Raw genomic sequence first — 26,449 nt, forward strand, 5'->3', positions numbered from 1 at the left:
GGCACGGGCACCATACCGAGCACGCCCGCTCACGCGGATCTGTGGACTTTCTGAACCAGCGCCGACCCCGTGCCACGGACTCGGGCACCGGGTGCAAGGTCATGGCGCCACTTGGATCGCAAGCGTCGAGTTCAGAGAGCCAAGGCTTTCTACCCGATCGGGTACCCCTGCTCGAACACCCAACGACTGGGCGGATACGTCGCCTCCACGAACTCCAGAGGGCGATCCTGCAGGTCATAGACGACGTGATGAACGATCAGCACCGCTGACCCCGGGTCCAGTTCCAAGTCAAACGCCTCATCCTCGGTCGCGAGGCGAGCGCACATCCGGTCCTCGGCGTAGCTGCCCTGTCGCCCGGTCATGGTCTCGACGTACATCAGCGTGCCCTCCTGGATCCGGCCGGGATCCCGGAGCTTCGGCGCGCGCTCACCCACGTCGGGGCCGAACCAGGAGGTGGAGAGCGTGAGGGGGCCGGAATCGTTCCTGGTGACCCGCCGACGGTGGACCGCACGGCCACCGGCAGCCAGGTTCAGCGACTCCGCCACGTAGTCCGGCGCCTCCAGCCAGCCCGCCGAGGTGATCACCGCGTACTCGCCCGGTGTGTACGCCTTGCCCGCCTGCTTGGCCCGTCCGTACAGCTCACGAGCACGGCGGTTGACCGCCAGGCCTCGCACGTACGTGCCCGAGCCCTGTCGCTTCTCGACCAGCCCCTGCTGCCGCAGAGCCTCCAGCGAACGCGCAGCCGTCGGGCGCGACACGCTCCAGTCCGCCGCCAGTTGACGTTCCGACGGCACTTCGTCACCGGGCCGCAAGTCGCCCCGCAGGATCTGATCGCGAATGTGGTGCGCGATCTGAAGGTACTTGGGCCGGCTCTCCTCGATCTTCGGCATCCGCGCCCCTTTCCCTAAGTGGCTATTACCTCTAGCCACTATAGGGTGAGTGGCTAGTACAGCAGCCCGTACGCTGACGCACGTGACACGCTTGATCGTGGCAGCAGGAGGAGGCGGCGACGCCGTCGCCGCAGCGATGCTGGATGCCGCCCTCTACGGCGGCGAGACTCCAGCGGTGGTCCTCACCTACGCGTGGGACCGCCTCTTGATCGACCCTGTCCCGGGCCCAAGAGGACCGGCCAACTTCACCGGCCTCCGTCCCCTCACCCGAAGCGTCCAGGCCGTTCCCCCCGACGCGAGACCGGTCCCTCCCGCCGGCTCGACGCTTCCCCGACTGGCCGCGGAGCTCCCGCAGACCTTCGCGCTCATCGACCCGCACCACGGCGCCGAGGGCATGGTGCGCCAACTCGAAGAACTCGTCCAACACTTGGAGCCCGACACCGTCGACCTCCTGGACGTGGGCGGCGACATCCTCGCCCAGGGCGACGAGCCCACCCTCCGCAGCCCCCTCGCCGACGCCCTCACCCTCGCGGCGTGCTGCGAACTCAACTACCCCGTGCGTCTCCTGGTCGCCGGCCCCGGCCTGGACGGCGAACTGCCCCCCGACGTCCTCCGCGACCGCCTGGGCCCCGTTGCCCTCACCCTCACGGCCGAACACGTCACACCCGTCAGCTCAGTACTGGAATGGCACCCGTCCGAAGCAACGGCCATGCTCGCCGCCACCACACGAGGCGCCCGCGGCCTGTGCGAAGCACGGGACGCCGGCCTACCGGTCGCCCTCACCGACACCGGCCCCCTCGTCTACGAGGTCGACCTCGACGAGGCCCTGAACCGCAACCAGCTCGCCCGAGCCATCCTCGCCACCGAGAACCTGCACCAGGTCGAACAGCACAGCCGCGAAATCTGCGGCTTCTCCGAAATCGACCACGAACGCACCAAGGCCACTCGGCTCGGCGGCCAGCCGGCCCAGAAACTCTCCCCGGAAGCCGTCCTCACCCAGCTCGACGAGTTCGAGGCCGACGCCCGGTCCCGCGGAATTACCCACACAACATTCCGCCGGCTCACCGAGGCGTTCGGCCTCAGCGGCAACCAGCGCCAGGCCCTCAGAGCACTGCTCCTCAGCAGCCGCCCGGAGCAGTACCAGGCCCCGCTCTGGCACATCCCGTCCGGAGCCTGAGCAACAACTTTCTCTACGATTTCAAGCATCCGTCGTCGCTTCGCGCCAGCGGGGAGCGTCGGTAGTGCAGGGGGCGGCGACACGCGCCGGGGCGGAAGGGGCCGGGCAGGACGCGGATGCCCGGTCCCTTACGCTCGCCGAGGGGCGCGTCGTCCTCGCCCGATCGCCAGGCGCGGATTCATCTCCGTACGCGCCCAAGCGTCATTGCCGTATCCGCCCCAGCTCCTCCGCCAGCCGCTCGCGCAGTTCCACCTTGCGGACCTTGCCGCTGACGGTCATCGGGAAGGCGTCGAGGATGCGGAGGTGGCGCGGCACCTTGTAGTGGGCGAGGCGGGAGTGGCAGTAGTGGGCCAACTCGTCGGGGGTGAGGGGGTCTTCGGGGTCGCGGAGGATGATGCAGGCGGCGATCTCCTCGCCGTACTTCGCGTCGGGGACGCCTACGACCTGGACATCGGCGATCTTGGGGTGGGAGTAGAGGAACTCCTCGATCTCGCGCGGGTAGACGTTCTCACCGCCTCTGATGATCATGTCCTTGATGCGGCCGACGATCCGGACGTAGCCGTCGTCGCTCATCACCGCGAGATCGCCGGTGTGCATCCACCGGGCAGCGTCGATGACCTCGGCGGTGCGCTCGGGGTCCTCCCAGTAGCCGAGCATCACGCTGTAGCCGCGGGTGCACAGTTCCCCGGGGGCGCCGCGGGGCACGGTCACCCCGCTCGCCGGGTCGACGACCTTCACCTCGATGTGCGGCAGCACCCGGCCGACGGTCGCGGTGCGGTGTGCGAGGTCGTCGTCGCGGCGGGTCTGGGTGGAGACCGGGGAGGTCTCGGTCATGCCGTAGCAGATGGAGACCTCGGTCATGTGCATCTCGGCGACCACCCGCTTCATCACCTCCTCGGGGCACGGGGAGCCCGCCATGATGCCCGTACGGAGGGAGGTGAGGTCGTAGCCGGCGAAGTCGGGGTGGTTGAGCTCGGCGATGAACATGGTGGGGACGCCGTAGAGGGAGGTGCAGCGTTCGTCCTGGACGGCCCGGAGGGTGGTGGCGGCGTCGAAGGCGGGGCCGGGGATGACGATGCAGGCGCCGTGCGAGGTGGCGCCGAGGTTGCCCATGACCATGCCGAAGCAGTGGTAGAAGGGCACCGGCAGACACACCCGGTCCTGTTCGGTGTAGGCGACGGTCTCGCCGACCCAGTAGCCGTTGTTGAGGATGTTGTGGTGGGAGAGGGTGGCGCCCTTGGGGAAGCCGGTGGTGCCCGAGGTGTACTGGATGTTGACCGGGTCGTCGGCGGTGAGGGTCTTCTCGCACTCGGCGAGCCGGTGGTGCCCGGCGGTGGCGCCTGCCGCCAGCAGCCCGTCCCAGGTGGGGTCGCCGATGTAGACCACTTCGCGCAGCGCCGGACTCCCGGCGCGCACCTCCTCGACCATCCCGCGGTAGTCGCTGGTCTTGTGGTGGGTCGCGGAGACCAGGAGCGAGATGCCGGCTTGGCGCAGCACATACGCCAACTCGTGGACGCGGTAGGCGGGGTTGACGTTGACGAGGATGGCGCCTATCCGCGCGGTGGCGTACTGGACGAGGACCCATTCGGCGCAGTTGGGCGCCCAGATGCCGACCCGGTCGCCCTTGCCGACGCCCTTGGCCAGCAGGCCGAGCGCCACCTCGTCGACCGCGCGGCCCAGTTCGGTGTAGGTCCAGCGGCGGCCGCTCGCCACCTCGACCAGCGCCTCGCGGCCGCCGAACCGGGCGATGGTGCGGGCCAGATCGGCCCCGATGGTGTGCCCGAGCAACGGCCGGTCGGCGACCCCGCAGGCGTACGACAGTTCCTGGTGCGGCTCGCTCATGTCCCGGTGCGGCTCGCTCATCGGTGATTCTCCTCGCGTACTCCGGCACTGTGCGGCCGGCTCATCGGTAGTTCTCGTCGCGGTACCCGGCGCCGTACGGCCGGCTCATCGGTGGTTCTCGTCGCGGCGGTCGGCAGCACTGCCGTCGCCCGGCGCCGTGCGGTCCCGCAGTTCGATAGGGGGATCTCGCCGGAGACGGGGGCTTGGGGTCTTGGGGTCTTGGGTCTTGGGTCTTCATCAACGTCAGCCGGCACCAAAACCCCGTCCTCGGTCGTCAGTTGACTCCCCGGTCGCGCCCGGACCAGTACGGCCGGCGGAGCTTGAACTTCTGGATTTTTCCGGTGGCCGTGCGGGGGATCTCGTCGCGGAATTCGACGGACGTCGGGGCCTTGTAGCCGGCCATGTGGCGCTTGCAATGGTCGATGATGTCGGACTCCTCGGCCGTCGCCCCTTCGGCGAGGACCACCAGGGCCTTGATCGTCTCGCCCCACTTCTCGTGCGGGACGCCGATCACGGCGACCTCGGCGACCGCCGGGTGACTGAAGATCGTGTCCTCCACCTCGATCGACGACACGTTCTCGCCGCCGGTGATGATGACGTCCTTCTTCCGGTCGGAGATCGTGAGGTGCCCGTCGGCGGGGTCCAGGGTGCCGCCGTCGCCGGTGCGGAACCAGTCGTCCTCGAGCGCCGCCGACGTCTCCTCCGGCTTGTCCCAGTAGCCTTCGAGCACCGTATTCGAGCGGGCCAGGACCTCACCGGAGTCGGAGATCTTCAGCTTCACGCCGAGCGCGGGCAGACCCGCACGGGACAGCTTGCGGGCCCGCTCCCCGGCGGGAAGGTCCGCGTCGCCGGGCCGGGTCCGGTTGAAGGTCAGGAGCGGCGACGTCTCGGTGAGGCCGTAGATCTGGGTGAACTCCCAGCCCAGTTCCTCACCCATTCGTGCGATCGTCGCGCTCGGCGGCGGCGCCCCGGCGCAGACCACGCGTACGCGGTCGCGCCCCGGGATCTCGCCGGGCCAGGTCGCCGCGGCGTTGAGGACGGCATTCCACACGGCGGGCGCGCCGCACATGAGGGTGACACCGTGCTCCTCGACCCGCCGCAGGATCTCCGTGCCGTCGACCTTGCGCAGCACCACTTGTTTGACGCCGAGCCCGGCCATCACATACGGCATTCCCCAGCCGTTGCAGTGGAACATCGGCAGCGTGTGCATGTAGACGTCGCGCTCCCACACGCGGGTGTGCAGGGCGAAGGTCAGGCCGTTGACCCAGATGTTGCGGTGGGTGAGCTGTACGCCCTTGGGTCGGGCGGTGGTGCCCGACGTGTAGTTGATCGTCGCGGTGGCGTCCTCGTCCGGGTGCGACCACGGGCGCGGGTCCACGCCGAACCGCATCAGCTCGGACTCGGTCTGCTCGCCCAGCACGAAGCGATGCCGCACCTCGACCCCGGCCAGTGCCTCCTCCAGCTCCGGGTCGACGAGCAGGACCGAGGCCCCGCTCTGCCGGACCACATAGGCGACCTCTTCTCGCTTGAGGCGGAAGTTCACCGGGACGCAGATGCGGCCGCTCATCGGCACCGCGAACAGCAGCTCCAGCAGGCGGGTGGAGTTGTGGCTGACCACCGCCACCCGCTCACCCTCACCGACCCCGAGGGCGTCCAGGCCCGCCTGCCAGGCGCGGACCCGTTCGGCGAACCGGCCGTACGTCGATACGGGCACCGGCGGGGCGGGCTGCTGCGGCTCGTCGACCACCCCCGGGCTCTCGCGGAAGCCCAGGTCGGCGCGGTCGAGGAAATCCGCGATCGTCATCGGTGTCCGCATGCTTTCTCCTGTGTTCGGAGGGATGTCGTACCCACACGCCTGGAAGCTGAAGGGGAGTCTGGCAGTCGCCTGACGGCAGCGGTTTTGCCGCGGCAACGGCACGTGCAGCAACTGGCTCCGTGACGGCAACGGCCGTGCAGTCGCATGCCGTCAGATGTCAGATGCCGTCGAATGTCAGACGCCGTCGGATGCCGTCGGATGCCGTCGCGCAGTCAGGTGCAAGGGAAAGGTAAGCCTCCGGTGCGGTACCAGCAGCCCGGTGCGCGGCTCGCCGCGCCGTGTTCCGTGTCCGTCATCGTCCTCCTTCCCCTGTCCACCTCGCTGTGTCCTGCTCATTGCCGGACCGCTCCCTGCCATCGTGTAATCAGTGGCGCAGGTCTCACCACCCCCGAATGGGGGGAAGCGGAGGTATCGGCGTGCAGCTCGAGCCGGCGGCGGGCGATTCGGTGGACGTACGGGCGGCGCTGTCGCGGCTGCGGCGGGCGAGCGGGCTGCCGGTGGCGTTCGGCGGTCTGCTGGCCGGCGCGGGGCGCTACCGCATCAATGAGCTGGCCGGTACGGAGACCGCGGTGCTGCACGGCCTGGACATCCTGCAGGGCAACGGACTGGGCGGGAAGGCCGTGGCACTGTCCCGGCCGCTCGCGGTCACCGACTACAGCGCCTCGTCGGTGATCAGCCATGAGTACGACGCGGCGGTGGCCGCGGAGGGGCTGCGGTCGGTGCTCGCGGTGCCGGTGATCGTCCGGCGGCGGGTGCGCGGGGTGCTGTACGGGGCGCTGCGCCGGCCGGTGCGGCTCGGCGACCGGCCGCTGTCGGCGGCCGTGGAGGCGGCGCGGGAGCTGGAGCAGGCGCTGGTGCTGCAGGACGAGGCGGCGCGGCTGCTGTCGCTGGCCCGGCAGCCGGCCGCCGCCGAGCCGGCGAGGTGGGAGGAGGTACGGGAGGCGCACGGCGAGCTGCGGGCGCTGGCGCAGCGCATCGCCGATCCGCTGCTGCGGCAGGAGATGCTGGCGGCGTGCGGCCGGCTCGCGACGGCCTCGTCGAAGCGGCCCGGGGCGCAGGACGGTACGGGCCCGGCGCTGTCGCCGCGCGAGGTGGACGTCCTGGCCTGTGTGGCGTCGGGGGCGACGAATGCGGTGGTGGCGGAGCGGCTGGGGCTGCGGCCGGAGACGGTCAAGAGCTATCTCCGCTCCGGGATGCGGAAGTTGGGGACGCACACCCGGCTGCAGGCAGTGATCGCGGCGCGGCGGGTGGGGGCGCTTCCGTAGGTCACCCGGTGCGGCGGCGACCCACGACGCCCGGCCTCGGGGGCCGACCCTGCCCAACTGCGGTCCAGGACTGAGATCACGGAGCCTGCCCCTCGCGCATATGAGAGGCCCACGAGCGAGCCCAGGGACACTACTGATGTTGAACGCGTGATGTCGGCCAGCCGTCCGTGGGCAGGTCGAGTCGGCGGCGAGAGTGCCGAGCGCTCACCTGCCGCCGTCGTGCGGAAAACGGGTGCCGCTGACTGCCGAGCCGTGCCTATTGTTCCGGATCATGGATGACACCATCGCCCCACCGCGGCTGACTCGGCTCACCTTCCACGGCCCCCTCTCTGAGGACCGGGCTGCCAGGATGATTCGCCGGCTCACGGACCGAGTCGCCCCGACCGCCCTGACCACTGTGCTCGACGTCGGTTGCGGCTGGGGCGAGTTCATGCTCCGCCTCCTCACGTCGACGCCCGGCGCGACCGGCGTCGGTATCGACCTCAACGAGGACGACCTCGCCCGCGGGCGCACCAACGCCAAGGATCGCGGGCTGGCCGAGCGCGTCCGCTTCGTCCGGGAGTCCGCTGTCGACACCGTCCAAGGCCCCGCCGACATCGTCCTGTGCTTCGGGGCCAGCCACGCTCTCAGCAACGCCCAGCCTCCGGAGCACACCGCCGCCGCACTGCACGTCCTCCGCCGCTTGGTGACGCCGGGCGGCCGTGTCCTTCTCGGCGAGGGCTTCTGGCAGCGTCCACCGACTCCGGGCGAGTTGTCGGCCATGTGGCCCGAAGCCTCTGCTTCCGAGTTCCACGACCTCTCCGACCTCGTTGACCTCGCCATCGCTGCGGGCTTCCGACCCGCCTGGATCGAGACCGCCAACGACGACGAATGGGAGAATTTCGAGTCTGCATACCAGTCCGACGTCGAGGAATGGCTCGCCTCCCATCCCGATCACCCTCTGGCGAGAGAGACCCGCGACCGTGCAGACCGCCACCGCAGTATGTGGCTACGGGGTTATCGCGGCGTCATGGGCCTGGCCTACTTGACCCTCGTCCCCGTGAACTGAGGAGCAGGACCTGGGCTTCCCAGCTCGGTGATCAGCCGTCCGGGACCAGCCCGGTGCCGGCGAGGCAGCCGTCAAACCAGGGCAGGGCGATACTGGATCCGGTAGATGAGCCGGGCCCGCTCACCCGGTTTGCAGCAGGTCATGCCGGCGATCGAGACCCGGCCGGAGTCCCGGCCCCGGAGTCGCACGACGGGGGTCTGTCCGATCCGGCCCCACGTCCTGGCGCGCGGCGGAGTCATCGACTGCGCAGCCTCGTCCTCGAAGACCAGCCAGGCGCTGCGCTGCCAGGCACGGCGCCACCGCTCCACCGAACGCTCGCTCACCCGCAGCGCGGCAGCGATCTTCCCGGTTCTTCTCCCTGTCCTCGAAGCGCTCCACGGCCAGCAGCCGGACCCGCTCCCGTACGACCCTCTCGGCGTCGGTCAGCCCGCCTCCTTGCGCGATGAAGGACAGCTCATCGACCACGCGCCTCATACCGTAGGACTGGGACAGCCCGGCGACTTCTCAAGTACTCATGCGCGGCATCACGCCACAATCAATCGGTGGACCACCGCACAACTGGTCACCAGCAGAATGACAATGCCCCAGGCGGCGCTGGTCCAGGCCAGACCCTTCCGGACGGCACCTACGCACTCGACCAGAGCGATCACTGAGGCCAGCAGGCCGATACCGCCGACCACCGCAGCGGCTGCATATGCCCACGTCTGGTCGCCCAGAGTGTGCAACAGCAATGCCCTCGATGCCTGTCGCTTCTCTGCGATCTCTTCATTGAGGTACGCCACCTCCCTGGTCAGCCAGACGACCCGGGGGGGGCAACCTCTGCCGCCCGCTGCAGTAGAGGCCTCTCAGCCGGGCAGGCCGGCCCTCCCCCGTGAAGGCCGGCCCGCTGGTCGTCGGCTGCCGGTCGGCTACTTGTCGGCGGTCAGCGTTCCCGCCGCGCCCCAGCTGTCCGTGGGGACTTCCTGGATCCAGACCTGCACGGTGTCGGCGGGGATCCGGTACGCGTCCACGAACGCGTCGGTGATCTGGCGGACCAGCTCCCGCTTCAGCTCGACGCTGCGCGGGCCCTGCTGGACGGTGACGATCGGCATGACACAACTCCTTTGTGGGGTACGGCCGTGGGGATGCCGGAACGCAGGGGACTCCCCCGTGTTCCGCAGCCGGGTTCCCGGGTTCTCCGCGGGTTCGCGGTGGTTGACCGGCGTGCCCTCAGTCCATCGCGAACGGGCCGTGCGACCAAGGAGCGGATCGCGCACACAGCGATCACCGATCGAGATCGGACCCCGCGCCGTCGTCCGTCAACCGTGCGGGCTCGCAGGCCCGCAGCAACTGCTCCGCTCCGGCGGGCGGGTCGGTACGGCGCACCGCGAGCGAGGTGGTGAGCTCCATGCCCGGGGTGCGGAAGGGCAGGAAGGCCACCCTGGGGGTGCTCAGCCGGGCGGCGTGCGAGGCGTAGACGACGGTCCACAGCCCGTCGCTCGCGCCGGCGGCGCCGATCGCCGTCAGGGTGTCGTCCAGCGAGCCGTAGGCGGGCCCCGGGGCGGGGGTGAAGCCGGCGCCGTGGCAGGCGTCGACGACCAGGTCGACCAGGGCGCGGTTGTTGCGGCGCGCGGTCAGCACCAGCGGGACGGACGCGAGCGCGGCGAGCGCGACGGTGCCCGGCGAGGCGGCCAGCGGGTGGCGGGCCGGGACGACCGCCACCAGCGGGTCCTGCCACAGCGGCACAAACCGCAGGCCGTCCCGCTCCGCGTCGTGCGGTTCACCGCGGAGGAACGCGGCATCCAGCCCGCCGGACGCCACCCGGGCGAGCCGTTCCCGGGCCGGTGCGGCCACCAGTTCCACCCGGATCTCCGGGGCGAGCCCGGCCAGCGTCTCCAGCACGCGGTCCAGGTGGGCGCCCAGGCCGGTACTCGTTCCCACGCGCAGGGTGGCGGCGCAACCGGCGGTCAGCTCGGCGACGACGGCACGGGCCCGCTGCTCGGCGGCGAGCAAGGCCCGCGCCTCCGGCAGAAACCGCTCGCCGACGGCGGTCAGCCGCACCTGGCGCGCCGACCGGTCGAACAGCTCGGTCCGCAACTCCCGCTCCAGCCGTCTGATCTGCTGGCTCACCGCCGACTGCACGATGTGCAGCTTCTCCGCGGCCCGCCCGAAATGCAGCTCCTGCGCGACCATGACGAAGTACCGCACCTGTCGCAGCTCCACGCCTCCCCCTTTCCGGCCCGCTCCTGTGGAGCCGGCCGCCTTGCCCCGCCCGGTCCGTGCCCTGCCCGGGCCGGGCGCCCGGCGCCCGGCGCGGGCACTCCCCGCCGCCGTTCCGACACTCCGCCGCCCGTTCCGACACTCCGCCGCCCGATCCGGCACTCCCCCGACCGTCGATCCCCTTGCCGGTCGACCGCGTTGCCGGTCAATTCCGTTGCCGGCCGTTCCGCCGTCCGGACATCATCCCCTCATGATCGACGCCACCGCACTCTCAGAGAAACCGGTGCTCACGGGCGACCGGATCCGGCTCACTCCGCTGTCGATACGCCATGCGGCCGCCTTCCACGCCTCCGCCGTGGACCCGGAGACCCGTCGGCTGACCGGCACCCACCATGACTTCACGCTGGAGGAGCTGCAGGTGTGGTGCGCCGGCCGGGCCGACTGCCCGGACCGGCTGGACCTCGCCGTCGAGGACCGGGAGTCCGGCGCCTTCCTGGGCGAACTCGCGCTGAACGACATCGATGCCCCCAACGCCCGGGGCGACTTCCGGATCGCCCTGGTCCCGGACGCCACCGGCCGCGGCATCGGCAGCGAGGCGACCCGGCTGCTGCTCGACTACGCCTTCGACCGGGTGGGCCTGCACCGCGTCCAGCTGGAGGTCTACGACTACAACCCGCGCGCCCGGCGGGCGTACGAGAAGTGCGGCTTCGAGGTGGAGGGCCGGATGCGGGAGGCGCTGTTCTGGGACGGCGCGTGGCATGACGTGCTCGTGATGGCCGCGCTGCGGACGCGGCGGGCCGAGAGCACGGGCTGAAGGCACGACCTGAGGGGCGCGAGCGGGGGTGCACGCTGAGGGGCGCGAGCTGAGGGGCGAGCGCGGGCGGCCCCTGGCCGGCCGGGCGCCGGGCCCCGACCGCTCCGGCCCGCGCCCCTGCCCCTCGCTCAGTGATTCTCCCCGGTGAACGGCAGCCACTCGGTCTCCAGGGCCGCGTCCAGGCGGCGGACCGCGCCCGGGGTGTGCTCGGTGGCCAGGCCGGCGTGTGCGAAGTGGCGCAGAGGGGTGCCGCCGAGGTAGCAGGAGGCCAACTCCCGTACGTCCAGGGAGAGGTCGGGGGCTTCGGCAGCGGGTTCCCACGTGGCGCCCCCGGGGCCGGCGGTCAGCCGGAAGCGGCCCGCGTTGGCGGGCAGGACGGTGTCGCGGAGGTCGACGACGAGGTCCACGGGGGCCGCCCAGGAGCGGGCGGTCAGCGCGGCGCTGACGTCCAGCAGCCGGAGCCAGAGTTCGGGTTCCTGGCCGGTGACGCGGACCTGGTCGCGATCGGCAGCGAGGTGGAGGAGCGGGTCGTCGGCGGGGCGGCCCTGGATCTCGACGGTCGAGGTGAGGTCGATCGAGACGAGGTAGGACCACAGGGCGGCGGCGGCCGGTGCGGATTCGGCTTCGAGTTCGGCGACACGGACCGCGCCGGCGCCGCTCCCGCCGGGGCCGCGGGTGCGGTAGACCGCGTAGCCGCCGGGCGTCTGACCGGGGGTGCCGAGCACGACCACGTGCGCCGCCCCGAATCCGTCCTGCCCGGCGCTCATACTGGCGCCGTCGAGGTCCAGTGCCCCCCAGCGCCACCAGCTCTCGTCGCGGGTGAAGCGGCCGGCCCGCCGCGCCAGGGTCGCGTCGTAGTGCGGGGCGAGCTGGGCGGGTGCCGCGGCCGGGTCGATCAGCCGCAGCGGGCGGCTGTCGGGGGCGGCACGGAGCGCGAGGGGGCGGGTGGAGTCGATCTCGATGCGGCAGCGCTCGGTGGCGGCGCCGAAGCCGTAGCGGCCGTAGATGGCGCTCTCGGACGGCCACAGGCAGGCCAGCGGGCGCCCGTCGGCGGCGCAGCGGCGCCAGAGCTCGTCCATCATCGAGGTGAGGATGCCGCGGCGCCGGTGGGTGGGCAGTACGGAGACGAAGTCCACTGCGGCACACGGGAGTCGGTCGCCCGGGACGGAGAGGGTGCGGCGGTGCGCCCCGGCCACTCCGGCCAGCTGTCCGCCGTCGTACGCACCGACGCGGAGGCCGGCCCGCAGCATTCCCGCGTGCTTGTGCCGGGTCCTGTCGCCGGGCGTCAGGTGGAAGACGGAGTACGTCAGGTCCAGGGCCCGGTCGCAGTCGGCCTCCGGGATGTCGCGGAACTCCGTGGTGGCGCGGGCGTCGTCGTCAGTGGTCACCGGGGGACGCTAACGCGGTGCGCCGGGGCGGGCATCCCGATTTCCGGTACCCCTCGCCGGGCGGCCGCCCGCACGGCCTCTGATCGCCGGGCGCCGGGCGCGGGCCACCTGCCGCGCGCCCACCGCGCCGCCGCGCCCCGCGCCCCGCGCCCTGCGCCCTGCGCCCTGCGCCCTGCGCCCTGCGCCCAGGCTCAGGCCACCGACCCGATCCGCCCCACCGGACGGGCCGGGTCGTGGTGGATGGGGGTGTGCGCGCCGGTCAGGGGTACGCCGGTGCCGCCGCGGCGGTTGGCGACGATTTCGGCGGCGATGGACAGGGCGGTCTCCTCGGGGGTGCGGGCGCCGAGGTCGAGGCCGATGGGCGAGCGCAGGCGGTTGAGTTCGAGTTCGGTCAGGCCGGTGTCGCGCAGCCGCTGGAGGCGGTCCAGGTGGGTGCGGCGGGAGCCCATCGCGCCGACGTAGGCGACCGGGAGCTTGAGCGCCCGCTCCAGCAGCGGGACGTCGAACTTGGCGTCGTGGGTCAGCACGCACAGCACCGCGCGGGCATCGAGGTCCTGGGAGTCCAGGTAGCGGTGCGGCCAGTCGACGACGATCTCGTCGGCGTCCGGGAAGCGGGTGCGGGTGGCGAAGACGGGCCGGGCGTCGCAGACGGTGACGTGGTAGTTGAGGAACTTGCCGACCTTGACCAGTGCGGCGGCGAAGTCGATGGCACCGAAGACGATCATGCGGGGCGCGGGGACGGAGGATTCGACGAGGAGGTGGACGGGCGTGCCGCACTGCTCCCCGGCCGGCTGCGCCGCGCCTTCGCCGCGGGCGTCGTCCTCGGGTGCCGGGCCGGACCCGATCTCGATCGTCGTGGTGCGCCCGGCGTCCAGCAGCGCGCGGGTGAGGGCGGTCGCGGTGCGGTCGAGGGCGGGGTGGCCGCCGAGGGTGCCGGTGTGGCTGCCGTCGGGGCGGACCAGCAGGGCACGGCCGCGGAGCTCGGCGGGACCCTCGATGATCCGGGCGAGGGCCGCCGCCTCCCCCGTGGCGGCGGCGGCCAGCCCCGCGGCGAGCGTGCGGGCGGTGGCGTCCGCCGGCTCTCCCGGCGCCTGGCCGCCCGCGGGGCGCCCGCCCGCGCGTACCGGCTGGACGAGGATGTCGATGATGCCGCCGCAGGTCAGGCCCACGGCGAAGGCATCCTCGTCGCTGTAGCCGAAGCTCTCCAGTACCGGCTCGCCGGTCCGCAGCGCGTCCTGGCACAGCTCGTACACCGCCCCCTCCACACATCCGCCGGAGACCGACCCGATCGCCGTGCCGTCACTGTCGACGGCCAGGGCGGCTCCGGGCCGGCGGGGCGCGCTGCCGTGCGTGGCCACCACGGTGGCCACCGCGAAGTCGCGGCCCTGCCCGACCCACCGGTGCAGCTCTTCGGCGATGTCCAGCATGTCGGTCTCCTTAGGGACGGATGGGGGTCCCCGCTCGGGCGAAGCCGAGCGAGGGGGGAGGGCGGGCGGTTACTTGACGCCCAGCCACTGCTCGATCGGATGGAGCGAGAAGTAGAGAACGAAGATCGCGGTCAGCACCCACATGAAGCCGCCGACCTCGCGCCATTTGCCCTGTGCCGCCTTAATGGCAACGTAGGCGATGACGCCCGCTCCCACACCTGCGGTGATGCTGTAGGTGAACGGCATCAGGACCACGGTCAGGAAGACCGGAATGGACACCGAGCGGTCGCGCCAGTCCACGTGGCCGGCGGCGCTCATCATCATCGAGCCGATGACGACGAGGGCGGCCGAGGCGACCTGGGCCGGCACGAGCTGGGTGACCGGGGTGAAGAACAGGCAGGCCGCGAAGAGCAGGCCGGTGACGACGGACGACAGGCCGGTGCGGGCGCCCTCGCCGACACCGCTCGCCGATTCGATGAACACGGTCTGGCCGGAGGCTCCGGCCACCCCGCCGATCGCCCCGCCCGCGCCGTCCACGAACAGCGCCTTGGACAGGCCCGGCATCCGGCCCTGGTCGTCGGCCAGCTTGGCCTCGGTGCCGACGCCGATGATGGTGGCCATGGCGTCGAAGAAGCCGGCCAGCACCAGGGTGAAGACGATCATGCCGACGCTGAGCGCGCCGATCGAGCCCCAGCCGCCGAATTCGACATGGCCGAAGAGACCGAAGTCGGGCATCGCGACCGCGCCGCCGCTCAGCTCCGGGGGCGTACCGCCCCAGTCCTTGGCCGTGAGGCCGCCGATCCTGGTCGCGGCGATGGACAGCACGCTGCCGGCCACGATGCCGATGAGGATCGCGCCGGACACCTTGCGCGCCTGCAGCATGAAGATCAGCAGCAGGGTGACGCAGAAGAACAGCACCGGCCAGCCGGACAGCTGCCCGGTCAGGCCGAGGGTGACGGGGCCGCCCTCGCCCTTGCCCACGAAACCGGCCTTCACCAGCCCCAGCAGGGCGACGAACATACCGATGCCCATGGTGATGGCGTGCTTGAGGGCCAGCGGGATGGCGTTCATGATCATCTCGCGGAGGCCGGTGACCACCAGGAGGCAGATCACCACGCCGTAGACCACACACATGCCCATCGCCTGCGGCCAGGTCATGTGCGGGACGACCTGGGCGGTCAGCGCGGCGGAGACGTTCAGGCCGGCCGCCAGGGCCAGCGGTACCTTGCCGATGAAGCCCATCAGCAGCGTGGAGAGGGCCGCGGCCAGCGCGGTCGCGGTGACCACACCCGCATGCGCGAGGGTGTTCTTCTCCACGTCCGGGGTCGACAGGATCAGCGGGTTGAGCAGGAGGATGTAGCACATCGCCATGAAGGTGGTGATGCCGCCGCGCACCTCTTGCGCAAGCGTCGATCCTCTGTCGGAGATGTGGAAGTACCGGTCGAGCCAGGACCGGCCGGCGGGCTGGCGCGAGCCGGCGCCCGCGTCTTCCGCCGTGGTCCTCGGCTCGGTGGACTGCTGGGTCATGGTGCCTTACTCCCAAGGTTCACAGGGGCACTCGCCGCGAGGGGCGAGATTTGGGATGGATTCCGGCTGCACGACCCGGGGGACGGCCCGAGACGAACGGGGGGTACTGGCTCCGCCGGAGCGGAGCAGCGACTGCGTGGTGCGTGATGCGTGGTGCGCGGTGGGACTCCGGGCGGTGAGCTGTGGAGGACGGACAGGGACCCCCCTGACACCCACCGCCCGGAGACCGGTGTCCGGGGTCGCCCCCGGACGGCTTCTAGGTGCCGGTGAGGTGTTCGGGCCGTACCGGCGTCTTGGTGAGCTCCAGCCCGGTCGCGTTCCGGATCGCCGCGAGGACGGCCGGGGTGGACGACAGGGTGGGGGCCTCGCCGATGCCGCGCAACCCGTACGGGGCGTGCTCGTCGGCGAGTTCGAGCACATCGACCGGGATGGTCGGGGTGTCGAGAATCGTGGGGATGAGGTAGTCCGTGAAGGAGGGGTTGCGCACCTTCGCCGTCTTGGGGTCGACGATGATCTCCTCCATGACCGCCACGCCCAGCCCCTGGGTGGTCCCTCCCTGGATCTGGCCGACGACGGACAGCGGGTTGAGCGCCTTGCCGACGTCCTGGGCGCAGGCCAGCTCGATGACCTTGACCAGGCCGAGTCCGGTGTCCACCTCGACGACCGCGCGGTGGGCCGCGAAGGAGTACTGGACGTGGCCGTTGCCCTGGCCGGTGTGCAGGTCGAAGGGCTCGGTCGGGCGGTGGCGCCACTCCAGCTCCAGGTCGACCGCCTCGTCCTCCAGCACGTCCACCAGGTCGGCCAGTACCTCGCCGCCATCGGTGACGACCTTGCCGCCCTCCAGCAGGAGTTCGGCGGTCGCCCAGGCCGGGTGGTACGTGCCGAACTTGCGCCGGCCGATGTCGAGGACCTGCTCGCGGACGTGCTCACAGGTGTTCTTGACCGCGCCGCCGGTGACGTAGGTCTGGCGGGAGGCGGACGTCGAACCCGCCGAGCCGACCCGGGTGTCGGCCGGCTGGATGGTGACCTGCTGGACCCCCAGCTCCGTACGGGCGATCTGAGCGTGGACGGTGACACCGCCCTGGCCGACCTCCGCCATCGCGGTGTGGACGGTGGCGACCGGCACCCCGCCGACGACCTCCATCCGCACCCGGGCGGTGGAGTAGTCGTCGAAGCCCTCGGAGAAGCCGACGTTCTTGATGCCGACGGCGTAGCCGATGCCGCGGACCACGTCCTCGCCGTGGGTGGTGTTGGACAGCCCGCCGGGCAGCGCACGGACGTCGGCGCCCGCCCCGGCCGTCAGCCACTGCTGCTCCGGCGGGAGCGGCATCGCCTTGACGCGGCGCAGGAGTTCGGCGACCGGGGCCGGGGAGTCGACCGGCTGGCCGGTGGGCATGATCGTGCCCTGTTCCATGGCGTTGAGCTGCCGGAACTCGACCGGGTCCATGCCGAGCTTCTTGGCGACCTTGTCCATCTGCGCCTCGTAGGCGAAGCAGGCCTGGACGGCGCCGAAGCCGCGCATCGCCCCGCAGGGCGGGTTGTTGGAGTAGAGCGCGATGGCCTCGATGTCGACGTCGTCGACGACGTACGGGCCGACGGCGAGGGAGGAGGCGTTGCCGACGACGGCCGGGGAGGCGGAGGCGTAAGCGCCGCCGTCGAGCACGATGCGGCACTTGAGGTGGGTGAGCTTGCCGTCCTTGGTGGCGCCGTGCTCGTACCAGAGCTTCGCCGGGTGCCGGTGGACGTGCCCGAAGAAGGACTCGAACCGGTTGTAGACGATCTTGACGGGCTTGCCGGTGCGCAGCGCCAGGAGGCAGGCGTGGATCTGCATCGACAGGTCCTCGCGGCCGCCGAACGCGCCGCCGACGCCGGAGAGCGTCATCCGCACCTTCTCCGGGGGCAGGCCGAGGACGGGGGCGATCTGGCGCAGGTCGGAGTGCAGCCACTGGGTGGCGACGTACAGATCGACGCCGCCGTCCTCGCCGGGCACCGCGAGGCCGGACTCCGGGCCGAGGAAGGCCTGGTCCTGCATGCCGAAGACGTACTCGCCGGAGACGATGACATCGGCCTTCTTGGCGGCCTCGTCGGCGTTGCCGCGGATGATCGGCTGGCGGTGGACGATGTTGGGGTGCGGGACGTGGCCGATGTGGTGGTCGGTGCGGTGCTCGTGGACCAGCGGGGCGCCCTCGGCGGTGGCGGAGGCCTCGTCGGTGACGACCGGCAGCTCGGCGTAGTCGATCTTGATCTTGGCGGCGGCGCGGCGCGCGGTCTCCGGGTGGTCGGCGGCGACCAGCGCGACCGGCTCGCCGTGGTGGCGCACCTTGCCGTGCGCGAGCACCGGCGTGTCCTGGATCTCCAGGCCGTAGTTCTTCACGTCGGTGGGCAGGTCGTCGTAGGTCAGGACGGCGTAGACCCCGGAGGTCGCCAGCGCCTCGGAGGTGTCGATCGACCTGATCTCGGCGTGCGCGGTGGTGGAGCGCAGGGTGTAGCCCCACAGCATGTCCTCGTGCCACATGTCCGAGGAGTAGGCGAACTCGCCGGTCACCTTGAGGGTGCCGTCGGGCCGCAGCGTGGACTCACCGATCCCGGCCTTGGTCTGGCCGCCCTGGGTGAGGTTCGTGGGCGTACGGCCCGGAGCCGTCGCGAGGCGGGTCTCCTTCTCTGCCATGGCGATCAGGCCCCCTGTCCGGCGGTCGGGTGCGCGCCGCGGGCGGCCGCCAGCCGGACCGCGTCGAGGATCTTCTCGTAGCCCGTGCAGCGGCACAGGTTGCCCGACAGCGCCTCACGGATGTCGGCGTCCGACGGGGAGTCGTTGCGCTCCAGCAGTTCGTCGGCGGCGACCAGCAGGCCCGGGGTGCAAAAGCCGCACTGGACCGCGCCGGCGTCGATGAACGCCTGCTGGATCGGGGAGAGTTCGGCCCCCTCCCCGGCCTGCGAACCGGCCGGGCGGGCCTGCCACCGCTGGGCCTGGTCGATGCTCGTACCGCAGGTGCCAGAGGCACAGCCGCCGTTCTCGGCGCGCTGCCGGGCGAAGTCCGCCAGGCCCTCGACGGTCACCACGTCGCGGCCCTCGACCTGGCCCGCGGCGACCAGGCAGGAGCACACCGGCACACCGTCCAGACGGACCGTGCAGGACCCGCATTCGCCCTGCTCACAGGCGTTCTTGGAGCCCGGCAGGCCCATCCGCTCACGGAGGACGTACAGCAGGCTCTCGCCTTCCCAGACGTCGTCGGCCTCCTGCTGGCGGCCGTTGACGGTGAATGTCACGCGCACTGTGCGCTCCTCTCCTTGCCCCGGTAGGACTCCCAGGTCCAGCCGAGGGTGCGGCGCGCCATGATGCCGACCGCATGCCTGCGGTACTTGGCGCTGCCGCGCACATCGTCGATCGGGTTGCAGGCGCCGGAGGCGAGCTGCGCGAACTGCTTGGCGAGGGACGGCGGGAGGGAATTACCCGACTCCCAGAAGCCGCCCTCCTCCAGCGCCGCGGCGAGGAAGTCCTCGGCCTCACGGGCCCGTACGGGGGTGGGTGCGGCGGAGCCGATGCCGGTGCGCACCGTGCGGGTCCCGGGGTGCAGCGCGATACCGAAGGCGCAGACCGCGATGACCATGGCGTTGCGGGTGCCCACCTTGGAGAACTGCTGCGGGCCGTCCGCCTTGGGCAGATGCACCGAACGGATCAGCTCGTCGGGCTCCATGGCGTTGCGTTTGACGCCGGTGTAGAAGTCGTCGATCGGGATCATCCGGCGGCCGCGCACGGATTCCACCTCGACCTCACAGCCGGACGCGAGCAGCGCGGGGTGCGCGTCGCCGGCCGGGGAGGCGGTGCCGAGGTTGCCGCCGACGCCGCCGCGGTTGCGGATCTGCGGGGAGGCCACCGTGTGCGAGGCCAGGGCCAGGCCCGGGAGTTCGGCCCGCAGGTTCTCCATGATCTGCGTGTAGGAGACGGAGGCACCCAGGCGGACGGTCTTCTCGCCGACCTCCCACTCGCTCAGGTCACCGATGCGGTTCAGGTCGAGCAGGTACGCGGGGCGGCGGTGGTCGAAGTTGATCTCGACCATCACGTCCGTGCCGCCCGCGATGGGCACAGCAGTAGGGTGCTCGGCCTTGGCGGCGAGCGCCTCCTCCCAGCTGGCGGGGCGAAGGAAGTCCATCGTTGGCCTCTTCTACGAATTCTACGAAATCGGGTCGTTCGCTACTCATGGTGAGGACGCTGCGCCGGCATCGCCACGGAGTCGTTCATTCATGTCCTGTTCACGGAGATGCGTTCAGTGAACGCGCCCGGGACCCGCCCGGTGCAGTCACCGAAACCATGAAGCGGTTGGCTGGCCACACCACATGTCTTGTAGATTCGAACGAAAGACGAGGCTCGGAAACCTCGCGGCATTCCACCGGCAACACCAGACAGCAAAGAACGGCGGGCGAGGTCATGCGGCTCCGCGCACTCCTGGACACCCACACCCTTGGCCTCCGGCTGCTCGGGGGCGAGGAAGAGCTGGACCGCACGGTACGCGGCGTGATGACCACCGACCTGCGGGACCCCAGCCGCTACCTCTCCGGCGGCGAACTGGTGCTGACGGGGCTGGCGTGGCGCCGTGAACCGGAGGACTCCGAACGGTTCGTGCGCATCCTGGCCACCGCGGGGGTCGCCGGGCTCGCGGCGGGCGAGGCGGAGCTGGGCTCGGTCCCCGACGACCTCGTACAGGCCTGCCTCCGCCACCGGCTGCCGCTGTTCTCCGTCGTCGAGGACGTCTCGTTCGCCTCCATCACCGAGCATGTCGTCCGCCAGGTCTCCAGCGAACGGGCGGGCGATCTGGCGGCCGTGGTGGACCGCCACCGGCGGCTGATGACGTCGGGCCCCACGGGCGGCGGCCCGGAAGTGGTCCTGGACCTGCTCGGCTCCGACCTGGATCTGCGGGCCTGGGTGCTCTCCCCCACGGGCCGGCAGATCGCGGGCTCCACACTGGCGGACGCCGGGCCCGAGCTCTCCGGTGAACTGGCCGCCCGTCTCGCGGGCGAGCATCTGGCGGCGGCCCGTTCGGGGCGCCGGGGCCCGCATCGCGTCACGGTCGAGGCGGGCGCCGCGACGGCCGCCGCCGCGGACGAGGCCCGGGGGAAGCCCGAGGAGGGACGGCGGCCGGGCGAGGGGCCGGCGAGCTCCACCTTCTCCCTCTTCCCGATCCGCCACGAGGGCCGTGATCTGCGCCGGACGCTGCTGAGCGACTGGCTGCTGGCCGTCGAGGCGGACGCCGGCGACTGGTCCGAAGAGCGCCTTGACCTGCTGTACGGCGTCACTCAGCTGATCGTCGTGGAGCGCGACCGGCGCGATGCCGCCCGTACGGTGCGCCGCCGGCTCGCCCAGGAGGTCCTGGAACTCGTCCAGACCGGCGCTCCGCCCGCCGAGATCGCGGCCCGGCTGCGGGTGGCGGCCCCGGTGCTGCTGCCGGGGCTGGGCGCGGCGCCGCACTGGCAGATCGTGGTGGCCCGGGTCGAGTGGGAGGACGGCGACGTCCCCGGTGGCCCGGTGGCGCAGAGCCTGCTGGAGGAGATGCTGGTCGATCCCGGCACGTTCGGCCCGGAGCCCTCCGACCGCATCGCCGTGGCACACACCGGCGACGAGGCGGTGGCGCTGGTGCCGCTGCCCGTCCCGGACGAGCCCGGTGCTCCCTCGGCGGCCGGTCTGCACGCCGGTGAGCTGCTGTCCGCCGTCCAGGGGCCGCTCGGCCGGGGTCTGGCGGACGACGGGCGGCTGACGGTCGGGGTGAGCGCCGCGGTCCACTCCGCCGAGGGGCTGCGCGGCGCCCTGGAGGAGGCCCGGCACGCCCGCCGGGTCGCCGCGGCCCGTCCGGGCCGGGTCTGCGCCGCCGGGCACGAGGAGCTGGCCTCGCACGTCCTGCTGCTGCCCTTCGTGCCGGACGACGTCCGACGGGCCTTCACCGCCCGCCTCCTGGACCCGCTGCGCGAGTACGACCGCAAGCACCGCGCCGAGCTGATCCCCACCCTGGAGGCGTTCCTGGACTGCGACGGCTCCTGGACCCGCTGCGCCAGCCGCCTCCACCTGCACGTCAACACCCTCCGCTACCGGGTGGGCCGCATCGAGCAGCTGACCGGCCGGGATCTGTCCCGCCTGGAGGACAAGCTCGACTTCTTCCTGGCGCTGCGGATGAGCTGACGACGCGGTCCCGCGTACGGCTCCGCCCCGCGTCACGGCTCCGCCCCGCGTCACGGCGCCGTCCGCGTGACGCCGCCGCGAAGCGACTGCCCGCGCCTGTCGCCCGATCGGGCCCCGCCGTTCGACCCGGCGGGGCCCGATTACGCCATTCGGGGTAACTCGATCGGGCGTCATCACGCGGCCCGTCGTGGTGCCCCGGGCCCGCCGCACGGTGCGGCGATGTGCCCGATCAGGGCCGCGCCGGCGGTCCGGAACGCCCGCCCCGGGATTGTGAATTCATTCACCCACCCCCTTGGCCGGGCGGCGGGATCCGTGCTGAGATGCGCCCACTGCTTCCAACTTCCAGCTCAATGGCGCGCTCGGGGAGGGCAACGTGGCGGATACCGCCATGCCGGAATCCGCGGATTCCGCGGATCCGGCCGGTTCTGCAGTTGTGGTGCCGCTCGCGGTACCGGCACCGGCATCCGCACCGGAGACAGCATCACTCGGCACGGCCGAGGGGGACGGCCCCCTCGACCGTGCCGTGTGGCGTCTGCGCTCCCGCGGCTGCTGGGACGATGCGGCCGCCCTGCTGGAACCGCACTCCGTCCGGCACGCGCCGTCCGCGCTGCGCCGCGCCGCGCTGCTGGTCGAGCGGTGCATGTTCACGGCCACCGGCTGGGCCGAGGCCGAGGACGCGCTGCGCGCCGCCGAGGCGCTGGCGGGCGACGACGACGAGCGGGGCGGCGCGGCCTGCGAACGCGGCCATCTCGCGTACGCCGCCACGGTCCTGGGCGTCCGCGACCGCGCCGACGAGGCCCGTTCGGCACTCGGCCGGGCCGCCGCGCTGCTGGCGCCCACCGCGGCCGGCCGCCCGCTGCTGGACTTCCGCCGTGGCCTGATGGCCGAGCATGTCGCCGACAGCCCGGACGCGGCGCGGGCCGCCTACCGTCGTGCGCACGCCGGCGCCACCGCGCACGGCGACACCCTGCTGCTGTCCTTCACCTGGCGCCACCTGGCCGGACTCGCCCTGCGTGACGGCGAGTTGGCGGAGGCCCGGCACGGTTTCGCCGAGTCGCTGCGGATCCGCGAGGAGCTGGGCTTTCTGGTCGGCACGGCACCGGCCCTCGTGGCGCTGGCCGACGCCGCCCCGGACGCCGACGCGGACCGGCTGCGCGCCGAGGCGGCCCGGCTCTTCCGCCTGATGGGCGGCGTCCCCACATGGCTCGCCGATCATCTGTCCACCGGCGTCACGGCGACGTAGCGGGTGTCCCTTCGGCCCGGCCCGCGGCGATCAGGCCTGCACGGTGGGGCGGACGACGATCTCGCTGACGTCGACGCCCTCGGGCTGTTCGATGGCGTAGCCGATGGCGGAGGCGACGGCGGAGGGCGGCATGGCGATCTCGTCGCGCTGGCGGGTCATCGCGGCCGCGACTTCGGGGCCGGCTCCCTTGCCGACGCCTTCGGTGTGGGTGAAGCCGGGCGAGACCAGGGTGACGCGCAGGTCGGGTCCCGATTCCTGGCGCAGGCCCTCGGTGAGCACCTTCACCGCCGTCTTGGTGGCCGCATAGACCGCCTGGGGAGTTTTGACGACGTAGGCCGCCGTGGAGCCGACATTGACGAACTGGCCGGCGCGCTGCCGGCGGAAGACGGGCAGGGCCGCCCCGATGCCGTTGAGCAGGCCGGTGATGTGGGTGGAGACCATGGCGTCCCAGTCGTCCTGGCGCAGGTCGTCGAACGGCGAGACGGCCATCGTGCCCGCGTTGGAGACGAGGACGTCGAGCCGGCCGTACCGGTCGAGGGCCGTGTCCGTCAGACGCCGGAGATCTTCGCGGCGCGTGACGTCCACGAGGACGCCGACGGCAGTGCCGCCTTTCGCCGTGATGCCGTCCACGACGGCGTTCAGCCGGTCCTCGCGCCGGGCCCCGAGCACGAGCCGGGCGCCCTTCTCGGCGAGGTGGATCGCCGTCGCCTCGCCGATGCCGCTGCTGGCGCCCATGATCGCGATGACTTTGCCCTGGATACCCGACATGACCGGCTTCCTTTCACGGAGTGCGCGCAGGCCAGTGCGGTGACCTACAGTGAAACGGAGGTGTCCCCGTTTAGCTCAGGTTAAGTGGGGGCGTCTCCGTTTAACAAGACGGATGACTTCCGAGAGGGCAAGAGGGGATGGCGAGCGCTGATGACCGACGAAGCGCTTCGGCCGTTGCGGGCTGACGCACGGCGCAACAGGGAGAAGATCCTCGCGGCTGCCGTGCGCGTGTTCACGACGGAGGGGCTGGACGCACACCTGGAACGCATCGCCAAGGAGGCGGGCGTGGGCAGCGCGACTCTCTACCGCCACTTCCCCACCCGGGAGGCCCTGGTCGAGGCGGTCTACCGCAACGAGGTGGCCCAGCTGTGCGACGCCGCCCCCGCCCTGCTCGCGCAGCAGCCGCCGGCGGAGGCCCTGCGCGCGTGGACGCGCCTCTTCCTCGACTACGTCACCGCCAAGTACGGCATGATCGACGCCCTGCGCGCCATCGCCGCGAAGGGAAACAATCCCTATGGCCACAGCCGGGAAATGATCCAGGCCGCCCTCACCTCGCTCATGGACGCCTGCACGGCTGCCGGGGTGATCCGTACCGATATCCGGCCCGCCGACATCGGCGCCGCCCTGGAAGGCATCGCCCTCACCTCGGCGGGCGCCGAACACCGACAGCAAGCGGAGCGCCTGCTCGACCTCACTCTGGACGGCCTCACGGTCCGCCGGTGAGGCCTCACGGGCGGCGGCCGGTCCTCCACTCTCCGTGGCGGTCCGGCTGACCCGTCCGCGGCCCGCGCCACTCGATCTGCCGCCCGTGCCCCGCTCGTTCCGCCGCCGTCAACCCCTCAACACCGGCCATGCCGGATCTTTCGACGATTGACCGGATTCATAGGGTCCCGGCAGTGGATCGGCCGGGCTGCGATGGTTGCGGGCCCGACCGGCCGTCGACGCGCCACGCGAAGCCTGAGGTGGGACTATGAGCCGAAGGCCCGGGGCAGGGATGTCTCACGACGCCCCACAGGCCCCGAGAATGGCCGCAAGTCGCACTGTGAGGCGGCAGCGGGGTATGGATGCTGGTCCGGGACCAGCCGGCCCCACCCACTGGCACAGCCTTTCAGGAGGCCACATGACAGCAGGAGTGACCAACACGACCGCTGCGAGCGACTGGGGCAAGGCAGATTTCGAGGCGATCTACAACTGCCCGGATCCCCGTCGGTACTTCACCACACTGAACCCCCTGGACTACCAGATTCCACACCACGGCCAAGCGGTGTTCCGTGCCGTGGCCGAGACCCTGCAGCGGCACCGCAGCGACCGCCCGCCCTTGAACGTCGTCGACCTCTGCTGCTCGTACGGGGTCAACGCCGCACTGCTCAACCACCAGCTCTCCCTCACCGACCTCTACGGCCGCTATGCCGGGAACGGCAAGGCGCTGCCCTCCACCGCCCAACTCCTGGAGGAGGACCGCACGTTCTTCGCCACCCGGCGACGTGCCGAACCCCTCAGGGTGACCGGCATCGACGCGGCGGACCGCGCGGTCGGCTACGCCCGGGCGGTCGGACTGCTCGACCACGGCTTCGCGGAGAACCTGGAACTCGACGACCCGAGCCCGGAACTGCGGAAGGTGCTGGCCGGCACCGACCTGATCACCGTCACCGGCGGCGTCGGCTACATCTCCGCCCGTACCTTCGCCCGCCTCTTCGACTGTGTGTCCACGCCGCCCTGGGTCGCCGCGTTCGTGCTGCGCGAGGTGTCCTACCGGCCGATCTCCGCCCTGCTGGCCCGGGCCGGCCTGGTGACGGAGAGACTCACCACCCGTACGTTCCGTCAGCGGCGGTTCGCCGACGGCAACGAGCGGCAGGCGGCGTTCGAAGCGCTGGCCGCCCGCGGCCTGTCCACCGCGGACAAGGAAGCCGACGGCTTCTACCACGCCGACCTCTATCTCTCCCGGCCCGCCGCCGATGTCGCGGCGCTACCACTGGAGGAGCTGCTGCCCGGCTGAACCCCGGCGCCGTCCGGCCGAGCCGCCGGCGGACCCGCTCAGTGCGGGTGGCGCGCCACCGACACATGCTCGCGGGCGATCCGCTCGGCCACCGCGTACTCCTGGGCGACCAGGGCGTCGAGCAGCGCCGTGTGCTCGGAGGCGTCGGCCAGCAGCTCGGCCGTGCGCCGCCGGGGGCCGCCGGCCGGCGGCCACTGGGCGCGGCGGAGCAGATCACCGGTGACCTCGGTGAGCGTGCGGTTGCCGGTGAGCGACATCAGGGCGTCGTGGAAGGCGTGGTCGGCCTCGGCATAGCCGACCCGGTCACCGCGGGCGGCGGCCGCGACGCCCGCATCAGCGAGGGGGCGCAGCCCCTCCCAGCGCTCGGGGGGCAGCGCCCGGGCCAGCCGGACGATCGCGGGCACCTCCAGCATCGCCCGGACCTCGGCCAGCTCGGCGAGGTCACGGGAGCTGCGCTCGGCGACCCGGAAGCCGCGGTTGGGCACGACCTCGACGGCCCCCTCCCCCGCGAGCTGCTGCATGGCCTCCCGGACCGGGGTCGCGGAGACGCCGTAGTGCTCGGCGAGCGCGGGCGCGGAGTAGACCTCACCCGGGGCCAGCTCCCCGCCGACCAGCGCATGGCGCAGCGCGGCCAGCACCTGACCGCGGACGGAGTGCCGCCGGGGCACGGCGGGGCCGGCCTGCGCGGGCACCCTCGCGCCGGCGCACGGCTCCTGTTCCGCTGTGCCCTGCTCCATGACGGTTCCTCCCTGACGTTTCCAGCACCATAGGCGGCGCACGTCCCAGTTCAAATCCGGGGAGCCGTCCGGAAGTCGCCGGGAAGCCGTACGGGCCGCCAGGTCTGGCGTTCAGCGGGCACGGGTAAGCCTTCAGGTAAGGT

The 26,449-nt window shown here is 71.9% G+C and carries 23 protein-coding genes; 8 read left to right on the forward strand and 15 right to left on the reverse strand.

The annotated features are described in order from the left end of the window. Positions 1-149: 149 nt before the first annotated feature. Complete coding sequence (locus ABZ851_RS19430) at positions 150-890, reverse strand: GntR family transcriptional regulator (protein ID WP_361128840.1); 741 nt, start codon at positions 888-890, stop codon at positions 150-152. Positions 891-972: 82 nt separating this feature from the next. On the opposite strand from ABZ851_RS19430, the gene ABZ851_RS19435 reads away from it, so the two are divergent. Continuing rightward, positions 973-2,067: a DUF1152 domain-containing protein gene (locus ABZ851_RS19435; RefSeq protein ID WP_361128843.1), complete on the forward strand. Its 1,095-nt coding sequence runs from the start codon at positions 973-975 to the stop codon at positions 2,065-2,067. A gap of 201 nt (positions 2,068-2,268) precedes the next feature. Here ABZ851_RS19435 and ABZ851_RS19440 read toward each other — a convergent pair whose 3' ends face one another. Next, complete coding sequence (locus tag ABZ851_RS19440; RefSeq protein WP_361128956.1) at positions 2,269-3,909, reverse strand: AMP-binding protein; 1,641 nt, start codon at positions 3,907-3,909, stop codon at positions 2,269-2,271. Between the two features lie 274 nt (positions 3,910-4,183). Then, positions 4,184-5,725 (reverse strand): AMP-binding protein, encoded by a 1,542-nt coding sequence (locus ABZ851_RS19445; RefSeq protein WP_361128846.1) that lies wholly within the window; start codon positions 5,723-5,725, stop codon positions 4,184-4,186. 392 nt (positions 5,726-6,117) lie between these two features. On the opposite strand from ABZ851_RS19445, the gene ABZ851_RS19450 reads away from it, so the two are divergent. Then, positions 6,118-6,990 carry a LuxR C-terminal-related transcriptional regulator gene (locus ABZ851_RS19450; protein ID WP_361128849.1) on the forward strand — a complete coding sequence of 291 codons (873 nt, stop codon included), beginning with the start codon at positions 6,118-6,120 and terminating at the stop codon, positions 6,988-6,990. A gap of 271 nt (positions 6,991-7,261) precedes the next feature. After that, on the forward strand, positions 7,262-8,038 hold the full coding sequence (locus tag ABZ851_RS19455; protein ID WP_361128852.1) for a class I SAM-dependent methyltransferase: 777 nt from the start codon (positions 7,262-7,264) through the stop codon (positions 8,036-8,038). A 71-nt stretch (positions 8,039-8,109) separates the two neighbouring features. On the opposite strand, the gene ABZ851_RS19460 is transcribed toward ABZ851_RS19455, so the two are convergent. From ABZ851_RS19460 to ABZ851_RS19475, 4 genes are all read right to left on the reverse strand, one after another. Continuing rightward, complete coding sequence (locus ABZ851_RS19460) at positions 8,110-8,361, reverse strand: hypothetical protein (RefSeq protein WP_361128855.1); 252 nt, start codon at positions 8,359-8,361, stop codon at positions 8,110-8,112. A 201-nt stretch (positions 8,362-8,562) separates the two neighbouring features. Further along, complete coding sequence (locus ABZ851_RS19465) at positions 8,563-8,820, reverse strand: hypothetical protein (protein WP_361128858.1); 258 nt, start codon at positions 8,818-8,820, stop codon at positions 8,563-8,565. Between the two features lie 126 nt (positions 8,821-8,946). Continuing rightward, complete coding sequence (dmpI, locus tag ABZ851_RS19470; protein WP_361128861.1) at positions 8,947-9,294, reverse strand: 4-oxalocrotonate tautomerase DmpI; 348 nt, start codon at positions 9,292-9,294, stop codon at positions 8,947-8,949. Positions 9,295-9,301: 7 nt separating this feature from the next. Further along, positions 9,302-10,240, reverse strand: a complete 939-nt coding sequence (locus tag ABZ851_RS19475; protein WP_361128864.1) for a LysR family transcriptional regulator — start codon at positions 10,238-10,240, stop codon at positions 9,302-9,304. A gap of 247 nt (positions 10,241-10,487) precedes the next feature. On the opposite strand from ABZ851_RS19475, the gene ABZ851_RS19480 reads away from it, so the two are divergent. Further along, positions 10,488-11,051, forward strand: coding sequence for a GNAT family protein (locus tag ABZ851_RS19480; RefSeq protein ID WP_361128867.1), 564 nt, complete (start codon positions 10,488-10,490; stop codon positions 11,049-11,051). Between the two features lie 128 nt (positions 11,052-11,179). Here the strand turns inward: ABZ851_RS19480 and ABZ851_RS19485 are convergent, their stop codons facing one another. The 6 genes from ABZ851_RS19485 to ABZ851_RS19510 all read right to left on the reverse strand — a co-directional run bounded on the left by ABZ851_RS19485 (position 11,180) and on the right by ABZ851_RS19510 (position 19,544). Then, positions 11,180-12,439 (reverse strand): GNAT family N-acetyltransferase, encoded by a 1,260-nt coding sequence (locus ABZ851_RS19485; RefSeq protein ID WP_361128870.1) that lies wholly within the window; start codon positions 12,437-12,439, stop codon positions 11,180-11,182. A gap of 191 nt (positions 12,440-12,630) precedes the next feature. Then, a complete protein-coding gene (locus tag ABZ851_RS19490; protein ID WP_361128873.1) occupies positions 12,631-13,866 on the reverse strand; it encodes an XdhC/CoxI family protein in 1,236 nt (411 codons plus the stop codon). Positions 13,867-13,935: 69 nt separating this feature from the next. Further along, the gene (locus ABZ851_RS19495) at positions 13,936-15,393 is read right to left on the reverse strand and encodes an NCS2 family permease (protein ID WP_361128876.1); all 1,458 of its coding nucleotides are present in this window, start codon (positions 15,391-15,393) and stop codon (positions 13,936-13,938) included. 256 nt (positions 15,394-15,649) lie between these two features. Then, complete coding sequence (locus ABZ851_RS19500; protein WP_361128879.1) at positions 15,650-18,061, reverse strand: molybdopterin cofactor-binding domain-containing protein; 2,412 nt, start codon at positions 18,059-18,061, stop codon at positions 15,650-15,652. Between the two features lie 5 nt (positions 18,062-18,066). Next, complete coding sequence (locus ABZ851_RS19505) at positions 18,067-18,666, reverse strand: (2Fe-2S)-binding protein (RefSeq protein ID WP_093491472.1); 600 nt, start codon at positions 18,664-18,666, stop codon at positions 18,067-18,069. Further along, the gene (locus ABZ851_RS19510) at positions 18,657-19,544 is read right to left on the reverse strand and encodes a xanthine dehydrogenase family protein subunit M (protein ID WP_361128883.1); all 888 of its coding nucleotides are present in this window, start codon (positions 19,542-19,544) and stop codon (positions 18,657-18,659) included. Before ABZ851_RS19510 ends, ABZ851_RS19505 begins: the two co-directional genes overlap by 10 nt. A 275-nt stretch (positions 19,545-19,819) precedes the next feature. Here ABZ851_RS19510 and ABZ851_RS19515 point away from each other — a divergent pair, with 275 nt between their 5' ends. Further along, on the forward strand, positions 19,820-21,562 hold the full coding sequence (locus ABZ851_RS19515; RefSeq protein WP_361128886.1) for a PucR family transcriptional regulator ligand-binding domain-containing protein: 1,743 nt from the start codon (positions 19,820-19,822) through the stop codon (positions 21,560-21,562). A gap of 373 nt (positions 21,563-21,935) precedes the next feature. Then, positions 21,936-22,805, forward strand: coding sequence for a hypothetical protein (locus tag ABZ851_RS19520; RefSeq protein WP_336054649.1), 870 nt, complete (start codon positions 21,936-21,938; stop codon positions 22,803-22,805). Between the two features lie 30 nt (positions 22,806-22,835). Here ABZ851_RS19520 and ABZ851_RS19525 read toward each other — a convergent pair whose 3' ends face one another. After that, a complete protein-coding gene (locus ABZ851_RS19525; protein WP_361128890.1) occupies positions 22,836-23,573 on the reverse strand; it encodes an SDR family oxidoreductase in 738 nt (245 codons plus the stop codon). Positions 23,574-23,723: 150 nt separating this feature from the next. Here ABZ851_RS19525 and ABZ851_RS19530 point away from each other — a divergent pair, with 150 nt between their 5' ends. Together ABZ851_RS19530 and ABZ851_RS19535 are read left to right on the forward strand one after the other, a co-directional pair. After that, positions 23,724-24,296 (forward strand): helix-turn-helix domain-containing protein, encoded by a 573-nt coding sequence (locus ABZ851_RS19530; RefSeq protein WP_361128893.1) that lies wholly within the window; start codon positions 23,724-23,726, stop codon positions 24,294-24,296. Positions 24,297-24,693: 397 nt separating this feature from the next. Next, positions 24,694-25,569: a hypothetical protein gene (locus ABZ851_RS19535; protein WP_361128896.1), complete on the forward strand. Its 876-nt coding sequence runs from the start codon at positions 24,694-24,696 to the stop codon at positions 25,567-25,569. A gap of 38 nt (positions 25,570-25,607) precedes the next feature. On the opposite strand, the gene ABZ851_RS19540 is transcribed toward ABZ851_RS19535, so the two are convergent. Then, the gene (locus ABZ851_RS19540; protein ID WP_361128899.1) at positions 25,608-26,306 is read right to left on the reverse strand and encodes a GntR family transcriptional regulator; all 699 of its coding nucleotides are present in this window, start codon (positions 26,304-26,306) and stop codon (positions 25,608-25,610) included. Between the last annotated feature and the right edge of the window lie 143 nt (positions 26,307-26,449).

The sequence above is a fragment of the Streptomyces sp. NPDC047049 genome, from assembly GCF_040643995.1.
Classification (GTDB): domain Bacteria; phylum Actinomycetota; class Actinomycetes; order Streptomycetales; family Streptomycetaceae; genus Streptomyces; species Streptomyces mooreae.

Coding starts and splice junctions, on each gene's coding strand:
- ABZ851_RS19430 (WP_361128840.1), bottom strand. CDS start 890: ATGCCGAAGATCGAGGAGAGCCGGCCCAAGTACCTTCAGATCGCGCAC.
- ABZ851_RS19440 (WP_361128956.1), bottom strand. CDS start 3,909: ATGAGCGAGCCGCACCAGGAACTGTCGTACGCCTGCGGGGTCGCCGAC.
- ABZ851_RS19445 (WP_361128846.1), bottom strand. CDS start 5,725: ATGCGGACACCGATGACGATCGCGGATTTCCTCGACCGCGCCGACCTG.
- ABZ851_RS19450 (WP_361128849.1), top strand. CDS start 6,118: ATGGGGGGAAGCGGAGGTATCGGCGTGCAGCTCGAGCCGGCGGCGGGC.
- ABZ851_RS19455 (WP_361128852.1), top strand. CDS start 7,262: ATGGATGACACCATCGCCCCACCGCGGCTGACTCGGCTCACCTTCCAC.
- ABZ851_RS19480 (WP_361128867.1), top strand. CDS start 10,488: ATGATCGACGCCACCGCACTCTCAGAGAAACCGGTGCTCACGGGCGAC.
- ABZ851_RS19490 (WP_361128873.1), bottom strand. CDS start 13,866: ATGCTGGACATCGCCGAAGAGCTGCACCGGTGGGTCGGGCAGGGCCGC.
- ABZ851_RS19495 (WP_361128876.1), bottom strand. CDS start 15,393: ATGACCCAGCAGTCCACCGAGCCGAGGACCACGGCGGAAGACGCGGGC.
- ABZ851_RS19500 (WP_361128879.1), bottom strand. CDS start 18,061: ATGGCAGAGAAGGAGACCCGCCTCGCGACGGCTCCGGGCCGTACGCCC.
- ABZ851_RS19510 (WP_361128883.1), bottom strand. CDS start 19,544: ATGGACTTCCTTCGCCCCGCCAGCTGGGAGGAGGCGCTCGCCGCCAAG.
- ABZ851_RS19515 (WP_361128886.1), top strand. CDS start 19,820: ATGCGGCTCCGCGCACTCCTGGACACCCACACCCTTGGCCTCCGGCTG.
- ABZ851_RS19525 (WP_361128890.1), bottom strand. CDS start 23,573: ATGTCGGGTATCCAGGGCAAAGTCATCGCGATCATGGGCGCCAGCAGC.
- ABZ851_RS19530 (WP_361128893.1), top strand. CDS start 23,724: ATGACCGACGAAGCGCTTCGGCCGTTGCGGGCTGACGCACGGCGCAAC.
- ABZ851_RS19535 (WP_361128896.1), top strand. CDS start 24,694: ATGACAGCAGGAGTGACCAACACGACCGCTGCGAGCGACTGGGGCAAG.
- ABZ851_RS19540 (WP_361128899.1), bottom strand. CDS start 26,306: ATGGAGCAGGGCACAGCGGAACAGGAGCCGTGCGCCGGCGCGAGGGTG.